This is a genomic window from Psychrobacter nivimaris (assembly GCF_904846365.1).
Taxonomy (GTDB): Bacteria; Pseudomonadota; Gammaproteobacteria; order Pseudomonadales; family Moraxellaceae; genus Psychrobacter; species Psychrobacter nivimaris_B.
The window spans coordinates 48,572-60,182 of sequence record NZ_CAJHAL010000010.1 but is presented as its reverse complement, the minus strand read 5'-3'; the positions used below and the strand labels follow the sequence as shown (position 1 = coordinate 60,182).

General features: G+C 46.5%; 10 protein-coding genes. All 10 read left to right on the top strand.

Annotated elements, in window-relative coordinates; translation table 11 throughout:
- Nucleotides 1–230: 230 nt before the first annotated feature.
- The 10 genes from ndhC (at nucleotide 231) to nuoK (ending at nucleotide 11,610) form a co-directional block, all read left to right on the top strand.
- Nucleotides 231–854 (top strand): NADH-quinone oxidoreductase subunit A, encoded by a 624-nt coding sequence (gene ndhC, locus JMX63_RS06125; RefSeq protein ID WP_102091044.1) that lies wholly within the window; start codon nucleotides 231–233, stop codon nucleotides 852–854.
- Between the two features lie 174 nt (nucleotides 855–1,028).
- The gene (locus JMX63_RS06120) at nucleotides 1,029–1,697 is read left to right on the top strand and encodes a NuoB/complex I 20 kDa subunit family protein (protein WP_101206265.1); all 669 of its coding nucleotides are present in this window, start codon (nucleotides 1,029–1,031) and stop codon (nucleotides 1,695–1,697) included.
- 152 nt (nucleotides 1,698–1,849) lie between these two features.
- Complete coding sequence (gene nuoC / locus JMX63_RS06115; RefSeq protein WP_201571588.1) at nucleotides 1,850–3,625, top strand: NADH-quinone oxidoreductase subunit C/D; 1,776 nt, start codon at nucleotides 1,850–1,852, stop codon at nucleotides 3,623–3,625.
- A gap of 167 nt (nucleotides 3,626–3,792) precedes the next feature.
- On the top strand, nucleotides 3,793–4,302 hold the full coding sequence (gene nuoE, locus JMX63_RS06110) for an NADH-quinone oxidoreductase subunit NuoE (protein WP_058024550.1): 510 nt from the start codon (nucleotides 3,793–3,795) through the stop codon (nucleotides 4,300–4,302).
- Nucleotides 4,299–5,723: an NADH-quinone oxidoreductase subunit NuoF gene (nuoF, locus tag JMX63_RS06105; protein WP_201571586.1), complete on the top strand. Its 1,425-nt coding sequence runs from the start codon at nucleotides 4,299–4,301 to the stop codon at nucleotides 5,721–5,723. The genes nuoE and nuoF overlap by 4 nt, the downstream gene beginning before the upstream one ends.
- A 10-nt stretch (nucleotides 5,724–5,733) precedes the next feature.
- Nucleotides 5,734–8,823 carry an NADH-quinone oxidoreductase subunit NuoG gene (nuoG, locus tag JMX63_RS06100; protein ID WP_201571584.1) on the top strand — a complete coding sequence of 1,030 codons (3,090 nt, stop codon included), beginning with the start codon at nucleotides 5,734–5,736 and terminating at the stop codon, nucleotides 8,821–8,823.
- Nucleotides 8,824–8,875: 52 nt separating this feature from the next.
- Complete coding sequence (gene nuoH / locus JMX63_RS06095; protein WP_180958090.1) at nucleotides 8,876–9,868, top strand: NADH-quinone oxidoreductase subunit NuoH; 993 nt, start codon at nucleotides 8,876–8,878, stop codon at nucleotides 9,866–9,868.
- Between the two features lie 58 nt (nucleotides 9,869–9,926).
- Nucleotides 9,927–10,475 carry an NADH-quinone oxidoreductase subunit NuoI gene (gene nuoI / locus JMX63_RS06090; protein ID WP_010198902.1) on the top strand — a complete coding sequence of 183 codons (549 nt, stop codon included), beginning with the start codon at nucleotides 9,927–9,929 and terminating at the stop codon, nucleotides 10,473–10,475.
- On the top strand, nucleotides 10,472–11,203 hold the full coding sequence (gene nuoJ / locus JMX63_RS06085; protein WP_201555953.1) for an NADH-quinone oxidoreductase subunit J: 732 nt from the start codon (nucleotides 10,472–10,474) through the stop codon (nucleotides 11,201–11,203). Before nuoI ends, nuoJ begins: the two co-directional genes overlap by 4 nt.
- Before the next feature lie 98 nt (nucleotides 11,204–11,301).
- Nucleotides 11,302–11,610, top strand: coding sequence for an NADH-quinone oxidoreductase subunit NuoK (gene nuoK / locus JMX63_RS06080; protein ID WP_025653102.1), 309 nt, complete (start codon nucleotides 11,302–11,304; stop codon nucleotides 11,608–11,610).
- Nucleotide 11,611 lies beyond the last annotated feature (1 nt).

Sequence of the window (11,611 nt, the reverse complement as noted above, 5' to 3'; positions counted from 1 at the left end):
CTGACATCGTCGTCAATAAGCTTGATAATTGGTTGTTACCAGCAAAATACCTAACATGTGACTCAATGACAGTTACTTAAACACAGTGACAGTTGCTGAAGTGCAGTGACAATTACTTAAATAAAGTCACTTTGTGTTTTCGTCTGCGTTATACCTGTCGCAACATGGCCTGAGTGGGTCAGTGCTTGCGCTGTGTCTAACACTCGATTGGGTGAGGAGCACGTATTATCATGTCTGCTTTTAATTGGTCAGCCATTGCTTTTATCTTAGCCGCCATTGGGCTAGTTGTCTTTATGCTGGTCGTACCGCGCTTACTTGGCGGTCGCTCTCAAGGCTCACAAAAGGAAGAAGTATTTGAAGCGGGTGTTGTCGGATCTGGCAATGCCCGTATTCGTTTGTCTGCCAAATTTTATTTGGTCGCAATTTTCTTTGTGATTTTTGATTTAGAGGCGTTATATCTCTACGCTTATGCTGTGTCAGTACGAGAGGCTGGCTGGCTTGGCTTTGCCGCCGCTGGCACGTTTATCACTATTCTAATTATCGGTTTGATTTATGAGCTGAGCTTGGGTGCGATGAACTGGGCACCTGCTGATAAGTTACGCAAAAAAGCACGCTTGTATGCGGCGCCTGCAGGCTTTAATTTGGCAGACATCACCAAGTTTGATGGTGCTCATGAGCTAATGGTCGATCCGACAGGTAAAGTGCCAGCGCAGTCATCCGGTCAAATCAATGTCTCAAACAATATTGAGACCAATCGTCGTCATCTACAAAACATCGATCATATTAATACCACGGGTAACGTTACTTCTGTGGATTTTGCGACGTCTGCTCAGCAGGACAAAACTGAACGTTAATAGCAGTTGATGCTCAGCTTATAGCGTTTGTAAAAACGAGCAGAAAAGCATGAAAGCGTCAGTTCTGTTTGTATTAATGATCGCTGATGATTAGCCACTTATTAATAATAAAATTATGGCGACAGCGCGAGCAAGATGATTGCCACGCCAAGCTTAATATGAAGGTTGTATGTTATGAAATACACATTAACAAAAGCCAACCCCGATGCAGATACCTATCCTGCACAGACCAGTCAAACGGTCAATGATCCTATCGAAGATGAAGTGAATAAAAACGTCTTTATGGGTCGTCTCGAAGACCTTGTTCATTCAACAGCAAACTGGGGGCGTAAGAACTCACTGTGGCCATTTAACTTTGGTACTTCTTGCTGTTATGTTGAATACGCTACTACCTTAACCGCCGTTCATGATTTGTCACGTTTTGGGGCAGAGGTTATTCGTGCCTCGCCTCGTCAGGCGGATGTCATGATCGTCGCTGGTACTTGCTTCGTTAAGATGGCCCCTGTCATCCAGCGCCTATATGAGCAAATGCTTGAGCCAAAATGGGTTATCTCTATGGGTGCCTGTGCCAACTCGGGCGGCATGTATGATATTTATTCTGTCGTACAAGGCGTCGATAAGATTATCCCTGTTGATGTCTATGTGCCAGGTTGTCCGCCGCGTCCAGAAGCGCTTATTCAGGGTTTGATGTTGTTACAAGAATCTATCACTAAAGAGCGTCGTCCGCTGGGTATCCATGTCAATGAGCAGGGGATCTATCAGCCGCAAATGACGCCTGAGCGTGACCGCAAGCAAGCAGATCGTATCGCTGTCAAAAACTTGCGCAGCCCAGACAGTATTTAAGTTTCAAATGGCATTTAGACTTGTAGCAACAGTTTCAATATTTTATGCGCTTATCATAGTTCGGTTATGATTAACATAGCTCAGTTATGGTTGACATAGTTCGGTTATGACTAACATAGTTCAGTTATGATTAATGAAGGAATACATCATTCATGGTCACGGTAGTCGAAAACACAGATCCTAATATTAAGCCTGTCCCAGCAGTCATCACAGAGCTGGAGCAGAAGTACGCTGGTAAATTTGTCGTGCAGCACACTGTGGATGAGATTCCAACGGTTTGGGTGGCGCGTGCTGATTTATTAGATGTTCTCTTATTTTTGCGCAAACTGCCTAAGCCGTACGTCATGCTATTTGACTTGTCAGCGATAGATGAGCGTTTACGCCAGCATCGCGCGGGTTTGCCTGACAGTGACTTTACGGTGTTTTATCACCTAATGTCGCTTGAGCGCAACAGTGATGTACGTATCAAGGTCGCGCTGAGCGAAGACGATGTCAATGTACCGAGCGCCACCAATATTTGGCCAAATGCCAACTGGTATGAGCGTGAAGTGTGGGACATGTTCGGTATTGTCTTTACAGGCCATCCGCATTTGACCCGTATTCTATTACCGAAATACTGGGAAGGTCATCCACTGCGTAAAGAGTATCACGCGCGGGCGACTGAATTTACCCCGTATTTCTTGAATACCGCCAAGCAGCAATACGAGCAAGAAAACCTGCGTTTTGTCCCAGAAGAGTGGGGCATGAAACGTTCAGGTCGTGATGAAGACTTTATGTTCTTGAACATCGGTCCTAACCATCCCTCTGCTCACGGTGCATTCCGTTTGGTACTACAGCTCGATGGTGAAGAAGTCGTCGATTGTATCCCTGATATCGGTTATCACCATCGCGGTGCAGAAAAAATGGCTGAGCGTCAAACGTGGCACTCATTTATTCCTTATACCGACCGTATCGATTATCTTGGCGGTGTGATGAATGAACTGCCATACATCATGTCGGTCGAAAAGCTGGCTGGGATTACCATTCCACCGCGCGCTGAAACCATTCGCGTGATGATGAGCGAGTTTTTCCGTATTACCAATAACTTATTATTCGTCGGTACGTTCATTCAGGATGCGGGTGGTATGACCCCTGTATTCTATATGTTTACCGATCGCCAAAAAGCTTATGACGTCATCGAAGCCGTGACTGGTTATCGCATGCATCCTGCTTGGTTCCGTATCGGCGGTACAGCTGCTGATTTGCCACGTGGCTGGCAGCGTTTGGTTCGTGAGTTCTTAGATTGGATGCCAAAACGCTTGGACGAGTATGTCAAAGCAGCATTGCAAAACAGCGTGCTCAAAGGCCGTACTCAAGGGGTTGCTCAGTATAATGCTAAGCAAGCATTGGCTTGGGGCGTGACTGGCGCTGGTCTGCGCGCGACAGGCGTTGACTTTGATCTGCGTAAAGCACGTCCATACATGGGCTATGAGAATTACGATTTTGAAGTGCCAGTCGGTTACAACGGCGATGCTTATGACCGTTGTATGGTAAAAGTCGAAGAGATGCGTCAGTCGTTACGTATCATCCGTCAATGTATGGATAATATGCCACAAGGCCCTTACAAAGCCGATCATCCACTGGCCGTACCACCGCCAAAAGACCGTACGCTAAATGATATCGAAACGCTGATTAACCACTTTATCTCAGTCTCTTGGGGTCCTGTGATGCCAGCGGGCGAATGTACGACGATCGTCGAGGCGACTAAAGGTCTGAACAGTTATTACATCACCTCAGACAAGGCCACGATGAGCTATCGTACCCGTATTCGTACGCCGACATTTGCGCATTTACAGCAGATGCCATCGGTCATCAATGGCTCGCTGGTTTCTGATGCCATTATGTATTTGGCATCGATTGATATTGTGATGGCGGACTGCGATCGTTAAGATTTTGATCTTTAAGGTTAAACCGCTGCTTCATAAGTATTTGTTCATCAATATATTATTGCCTGATGGCACACCAAAATGCTGTCGCTTGTCGATATAACCACGGTTTTAAGCAGACTGATATTGGCTTGTGATAGAGCAGGATGAGTGAGGAAAGACAGAAGATTATGAAAATTGTTTCCGACAAAATGCCAAAAGTAGATGTGGAAAGCATCCTCACCACTGAGGAAATCGCTGCCATTCATGAGTTTATGCACCATTACCCACAGGCGCGTGCTGCCTCATTAGATGCACTAAAAATCGTGCAAAAGCGCAACGGCTGGGTCGATGATGCGCAAGCAAACGCTATTGCCAACATCCTAGACATCCCGATGTCAGACATGGACGGCGTTGCGACTTTCTTTAACCGTATATATCGCCAGCCTGTCGGTCGCCATGTGATTCTCATCTGTGACTCCGTGGCTTGTTATTTGACAGGTTATGAGGCGCTATCAGCTGAGATCAGATCACAGCTGGGTATTGAGTATGGTCAGACAACTGCTGATGGACGTTTTACGCTATTGCCAATTTGCTGCTTGGGCAACTGTGATAAGGGACCAGCGGTACTGATTGATGAAGACACTTACGGCCCTGTCCAGCCATCTGAGGTCGCGCAATTATTGGAGCTATACGCATGAGTTTAACGATTTCAGAGCAAATTGCTCGTCGCGGTCAAGGCCAAGCGCCAAGCCAGCTAAATGCACAGCGTGTTCCAATCTATGGTGATAAAGCGACCGCCACTAGCGAAACCAAGCCATTGACGTGGCGTTTGGCGCATCATGATGCGGTGCTTGATTTAGCCACTTATGAGTCTCTAAAAGGCTTCACTGGTCTAAAAGAAGCGCTATCTAAATCGCCTAAAGACGTCGGCAATATGATTAAAGCGGCCAATGTTCGAGGTCGCGGCGGTGCAGGTTTTAACGCTGGTCTTAAGTGGTCATTTATGTCACCGCCAGATGGTCTACCGCGTTATCTTATCTGTAATGCTGATGAAATGGAGCCGGGCACATTCAAAGACCGTTTGCTCATGGAGCGTCTACCGTTTCAGCTGATCGAAGGTATGCTCATTACCGCTCATGCGATTGGCGCCACTGACGGTTATATCTTTATCCGCGGTGAGTACATCTTGGCAGCCCAGCGTTTGGTCTCTGCTATCGAAGAATGCTTGGCCAATAACCTAATGGGCGACAATATTTTAGGCTCAGATTTTAGTTTTAACTTACATGTGCATACGGGCGCTGGGCGTTATATCTGCGGTGAAGAAACCGCATTGATTAACTGTCTAGAAGGTCGCCGTGCTAACCCACGTACCAAACCACCGTTTCCACAAATCTCTGGTGCATGGGGTCGTCCAACCGTTGTTAACAACGTTGAAACGCTGTGCAATATGCCAGCGATTTTGAATCATGGTGTCGAGTGGTATCAGTCATTATCTGAAATCAAAGGCAAAAGTAAAACGCCAGGCACCAAGCTATTTGGTTGCTCAGGATTGGTTAACGATCCAGGTCTATGGGAATTACCGTTTGGTTATACAGCTCGTGAAATCATTGAGGATTTAGCGGGCGGTATGAAAGATGGCAAAACCCTCAAAGCGTGGCTTCCTGGTGGCGCCTCAACAGACTTCTTAACTAATGAGCACTTAGATGTGGTGGTGGATTTTGATACTATTCAAAACGCTGGTAGCCGTATGGGTACAGGTCTGATCATGGTCGTCGATGAAGCACAAGACATGGTGCCGCTACTGCGTAATCTTGAAATTTTCTTTCAACGCGAATCCTGCGGTTGGTGTACGCCATGCCGTGATGGTCTGCCTTGGGGCGTCAAACTGCTTACTGCCATCAATGATGGTGAAGGGCAAGTGGGCGATGTCGAAAAACTAGAAGGCCTGACGCGTGACTTATGGATTGGTAAGACATTCTGTGCGCATGCCCCAGGTGCGATGGAACCACTAATGAGTGCGATTAAATATTTCCGTCCAGAGTTTGATCAAAAAATCGCGCAGGCGGTTGGTGTCGATGTTATTGATGCGGCAGCCAACCAACAGCCAGTAGCGAAATAAGGAGAGCGGCATGGCAGTCATACATATTGATGGGACCACTGTCGAAGTAGATAGCAGCGACAACTTACTACAAGCCTGCTTATCACTCGGCATTGATGTGCCGTATTTTTGTTATCACCCAGCCCTTGGCTCAGTAGGATCGTGCCGTCAGTGCGCCGTCAAGCAATTCCAGAATAAAGACGATATGGAAGCGGGCAAAGGTCGTTTAGTGATGTCCTGTATGGTCGCTCCTGGCGATGACATGTACATCTCGGTCACTGACGATGAAGCCAAAGCATTCCGCAAGTCGATGGTTGAGTTACTCATGACCAACCATCCGCATGACTGTCCAACCTGTGAAGAGGGTGGACATTGTCATTTGCAAGACATGACGTATATGTCAGGTCATAGCCGTCGTCGCTATCGCTTTACCAAACGCACGCATCACAATCAAGAACTTGGTCCATTCATCGCGCATGAGATGAACCGCTGTATCGCTTGCTATCGCTGTGTACGTTTTTATAAAGACTATGCAGGTGGTGAAGATTTGGGTGTTTATGGCTCAAACAATCGCGTTTACTTTGGCCGTGATAAAGATGGTCAGTTCGAAAGCGAATTTTCAGGCAATTTAACCGAAGTCTGCCCAACGGGTGTGTTTACTGACAAAACCCACTCTGAGCGCTACAACCGTAAATGGGACATGCAGTATGCGCCAAGCATCTGTCATGGTTGCTCGGCTGGCTGTAATATCTCACCAGGTGAGCGTTATGGTGAGTTGCGCCGTATCGAAAACCGCTATAACGGCGAAGTAAACCGTTACTTCCTATGTGACCGAGGCCGCTTTGGTTATGGTTATGTCAACCGCGCGGATCGTCCAACCCAAGCGCTTGAACGTATCAATGATAAGCATGTCAAAATCAATATCGACTATGCACTTGATGAAACTATCAAACGACTCAAAGACAAAAAAGTCATCGGTATTGGCTCACCGCGTGCCAGTCTAGAGACCAACTTTGCATTAAAAAACCTAGTCGGCTTTGATAACTTTTCAACAGGTTTGAACCATCAGCAGCAAGCACTGGTCAATAAATGTATCGAAGTGCTTAGCACTGAAGGCATTTATAACCCTAGCATGACCGATATTGAAGCACATGATGCCGTATTGGTGTTGGGTGAAGATATCACGCAAACGTCATCAAGAGTCGCACTATCAGTACGCCAAGCGGCAAAAAATGAAGGGCTTAAAATGGCAGCGGCATTGCAAACGCAGCCATGGCTTGCCGAACCAGTCAAACGTATCGCTCAAGATGCGCTAAGTCCAGTCTATGTCATCGATGTGACACAGACTAAGCTAGAAGATATCAGTAAAGTGAGTGTGGTGGCAACGCCTGAAGATATTATTAAACTTGGCTTTAAAGTCGCTGATGAGATTGCAAACCTTGCTGACGATTTAGCAGACATAGCAGATCCACAAGCAGCTGAACAAGGTGCTGAACAAGGTGCTGATGCAAGTACTGAAACTGATGGTATGCAAGCACTGGCGCAGCAAATTGCTTATGACTTGATCCAAGCCGATAAGCCATTGGTTGTGTCAGGTAGTAGCCTGTCGTCTACCGCATTGATAGAAGCAGCGGCACAGATTACCCAAGCATTGACCCGAAAACGTGAGGCGATAAAGTCCACTGAGCAGCAGCAAGTTGACGCTCATAATGCCAAAGTCAAAGCCCAAGCGCAGTCTGCTAATGATCAGCCTGAAGAAGACCAAGATTTATCTGCTAAGCCAAACAAACCTGAAACGGGCGTGAATACAGAAGCGCAGGATGATGTCGAACGCGCACCTGCTGAAAACCTTGAATTAAAAGAAGTGAATAACAAGTATCAGGCACAAGCAGGTATTTATCTAACGGTTCCTGATGCCAATAGCATGGGTGTTTGTATGCTTGGCGGTCAGTCAGTTGAAGAACTGCTAGCGACTGATTACGATGTGGTTGTGGTTGCAGAAAACCAGCTAACAGATGCGATTGATGCCAATAAATTGACGCAGCTATTGACTGATAAAACGGTCATCGCGTTAGATCATCAGCTCCTTGATTGGCATAAAGACGTCGATATTGTATTGCCAGCGGCGAGCTTTGCAGAAGCGGATGGTACATTGATATCAGCTGAAGGTCGTGCACAGCGCTTCTTCCAAGTTTACGATAATGAATACTACCATCCGATGAGCAGTATCAAAGAAGGTTGGCGTTGGATACATGCTGTGCATAGCAGCATTGAAGGTCGTGATGTCGACTGGACGCAGCTAGATGATGTTATCAATGCGTTGATTGCCACCCATCCTAAACTTGCAGGTATTAAAGGCGCTGCGCCTGATGCTGATTACCGTATAACGGGTCTGAAAATCGCGCGTCAACCGCGTCGTTATTCAGGTCGTACTGCTATGCGTGCGCCAATTTCAGTGCACGAGCCAATGCAGCCAAAAGATTTGGATACTGGTCTAACTTTCTCAATGGAAGGTTATAGCGGTAAAGAAACGCCAAGCTCGATGATTCCTTTTGCCAATGCAGCAGGTTGGAACTCACCGCAAGCGTGGAACAAATACCAAGACAAAGTCGGCGGTCATTTGAAAAATGGTGATCCAGGTGTGCGTTTGTTCGATCAGCTAGAGCGCCTAGCCACTCGTCAATATGTGGCGCCAGAAGCGATGTCTTCGAATACAACTGACTTGCAGCAAGGCCAAGCCAAACTGGTACCGATTCATAATATCTATGCCAGCTCAATGATGGCATCACGTAGCCCAATAGTTGCAGAGCAACTACCTGTTGCTGCATGGCGTATCGGTATAGATGATGCCAAAGACTGGAATATTGCTGCTGGTGATTACTTGGCGATAGAAGTCGATAAGCAACAAATCACCTTGCCAGTACAGCTGGTCGGTTATTTGGCAGAAGGCTGTATCGGTTACCCCGTTGGGCAGGTGAGTATCATTCACCCATCGATGCCAGCATCGGTACGTAAAGTGGATGCACCAGTAACGATGATGGGTAGCATGGCTAACGACATGATTAATGATAATGACACAGCGCAAATAAATGCAGCGCCGACCACCACACAGGAGGTGTAATATGCAAGTTACCCGTATTATCCCTGATGTGCCAAGCTTTTTGGCCAATAGCATGAGTTTTGATACTTGGTCTATTCTGTTTTTGGTGGGTCAGTCTTTAGTCATCTTTTTGGTCGTAGTATTGGTTGCCGCAATGATGATTATCTATGAGCGCCGCATGCTGGCCTTATGGCAAGATCGTTATGGTCCAAACCGTGTTGGGCCTTTTGGTTCGTTGCAGTTAGTCGCCGATATGCTCAAAATCTTCTTTAAAGAAGATTGGACACCAAACTTTACCGATAAGTTTATGTTCACGTTGGCACCTGCGGTCGCAATGTTTACTGCCTTGGCTTCATTTGCCATTATTCCTATCTCGCCAACGCTTGGCGTGGTTGATTGGGATATTGGTATTCTGTTTTTCTTTGCCATGGCTGGTATTGCTGTTTACGCCGTGATGTTCGGTGGTTGGGCGTCTGCCAATAAGTTCTCGCTACTCGGTGGTTTGCGCTCTGCTGCACAGACGATCAGCTACGAAGTGTTTTTGGGTTTGTCGTTGATGGGCGTTGTTGCGCTAACAGGTTCATTTAACCTACGTGCCATTGTCGAAGCGCAAGCAGACGGCTGGTATATCATCCCGCAGTTCTTTGGCTTTTTAACATTTGTGGTGGCTGGTGTTGCCGTTACGCATAGACATCCATTTGACCAACCAGAAGCAGAGCAAGAACTGGCTGAAGGTTATCATGTTGAATATTCTGGCATGAAGTTTGGTATGTTCTTTATTGGTGAGTATGTCAACGTTGTCTTGATTTCTGCCTTGATGACTTGCTTGTTCTTTGGCGGTTGGCTTGCGCCGTTCAATTTAGATATTCCATTTATTCCACCAGCTTTTTGGTTCATGATTAAAACGCTATTCTTTATGACCATGTTTGTTTTGGCTCGAGGCTCACTCATGCGTCCGCGTTATGATCAGGTGATGAACTTTGGCTGGAAAGTATGTCTGCCCGTAACCTTGATCAATCTGTTGGTTACTGCTGCGGTCATTTTGATCTTTTCTCCAACGTTATAGTCATTACTAGTAGCCATCACTGATGAACTAGGGTAAAGCTGATAAGGATAATAATCCCATGTTTACTACCATAAAAAAGACCGTCATTGGTATATTTACCATTGTCCGCAGCATGTGGATGGTCAATAGTCATGCGCTCAGACCGCGTGACACCATCCTTTATCCTGAAGAGCCGGTACCTGTACCGCCGCGTTTTCGTGGACGTATTGTCCTAACGCGTGATCCTGATGGAGACGAGCGCTGTGTCGCTTGTAACTTGTGTGCGGTGGCATGTCCGGTAGGGTGTATCTCATTACAAAAAGCCGAGCGTGAAGATGGACGCTGGTATCCAGAGTTTTTCCGTATCAATTTCTCACGCTGTATCTTTTGTGGATTGTGTGAAGAAGCCTGTCCAACGACAGCGATTCAAATGACCCCAGATTTTGAACTGGGTGAATATAAGCGCCAAGATTTGGTCTACGAAAAAGAGCATTTGCTCATTTCAGGACCAGGTAAATACCCTGATTATAACTATTATCGTGTGACAGGTATGGCGGTAGCAGATAAACCAAAAGGCGCAGCACAAAATGAGTCTGCACCGATTGATCTAAGGAGCTTGCTACCATGATGAATATTTTGAACCATCCTGAACTGGCTGGGTTTTATTCGCTTGCAGCAGTGGCAGTATTTGCCAGTCTGCGCGTAGTGACTCAGGCCAATCCAGTGCATGCTATCTTATCGATGATTGTATCGTTGCTGGCAATTGCTGGGATATTTTTTGTATTAGGAGCGCCGTTTGCGGGTGCGCTAGAGATTGTTGTTTATGCTGGTGCCATTATGGTGCTATTTGTCTTTGTCATTATGATGCTTAATTTGGGCATGAGCAATGACGAGCGCGAAGAGCGTTGGCTTGATGCCGGCACTTGGGCGATACCGACAGGATTGACGATAATCATTGCCGTTGTGCTCTATGCGATGATTGGTCTCAATCACGATGAAGCTGTCATGATGGGTGGCACGACTATCTCTGCCAAAGCAGTCGGTACAGTGCTATTTACCAAATACATTATGCTGGTTGAAGTAGCAGCATTGCTATTATTGGCAGCCTTGGTCGCCGCTTATCATTTAGGTAAAGAGACAGTCGACGATGAGGTCATCGGTAATGATAGCCAAAACTTCAAGCCAAGCGTAGGCAGTATCAAACAATACGACAATGATAGTACGCTTACAAAGCATGACGGCGTAGAAATGGCTAAGCCTTACGAATATAAAGATGTTGACCCGCATGACTATGTAGGTATGAAGGTAGGCACGAAAGCAGGTGCGAATAAAGTTACGCGCAAGGAGTCAGACTAATGGTACTAGCAGCAAGCGTGGCACAAGATGTGTCAAACGTGCCGTTTGCCCACGAGGTGGCAGGCTTAGTACAGCCAGTTGCTGAGGCGCAAAATGTACTGGGTATGATACCCATGAGCCATGGACTGATTTTGGCAGGCATTTTATTTGCCATCGGTCTGTGCGGCGTTATGGTACGACGTAACTTCTTATTTATGCTAATGAGTCTTGAGATCATGATGAATGCGGCAGCATTGGCATTTGTAGTAGCAGGTAGTCGCTGGGTTGATCCAGACGGACAGATTATGTTTATCTTTATTTTGACCTTGGCCGCGGCTGAAGCGTCAATTGGTCTGGCAATATTATTGCGTTTTTATCATCAGCGTGGGCATCTCGATGTCGATAGCGCCAATGAGATGAAAGGATGAT